This window comes from Marinobacter iranensis, assembly GCF_029207565.1.
In the GTDB taxonomy this organism is placed as follows: domain Bacteria; phylum Pseudomonadota; class Gammaproteobacteria; order Pseudomonadales; family Oleiphilaceae; genus Marinobacter; species Marinobacter iranensis.
In genome coordinates this window covers 1-278 of the sequence record NZ_JANCMW010000102.1, presented here as the reverse complement: position 1 = coordinate 278, position 278 = coordinate 1, and the positions used below count along the sequence as shown (strand labels likewise).

Below are 278 nucleotides of genomic sequence, written 5' to 3'. Positions count from 1 at the left end.
AACGTCGATGCCGATCTCCCTAAGTCCCGGAAAACGCGTGCCGAGCGCCGAAGCGACGTCTACCCCAAGCTTCGAAAGCTCCCGACGGTAAGCGCGGCTCGTTCGGCCCGCCTTTTCCAAATGCGACTTCATCAGCGTCTCCATCGGCAGCGGCGTACCGCCGGCATGGTAGTTGGTTACGATTTTGCGCGGGTGGGCGAGTCTCCCGATGATGCCGGTCGTCTCCCATTGTCCGGCCGGATTCATCTGGACCATCACGCGAAAGTCGAATCGGCGGC

The 278-nt window shown here is 61.9% G+C and carries 1 protein-coding gene; it reads right to left on the bottom strand.

Annotated elements, in window-relative coordinates:
* On the bottom strand, positions 1-278 hold a 278-nt coding region (locus tag NLU14_RS21615; protein WP_275710497.1), incomplete at both ends, for a YheC/YheD family protein.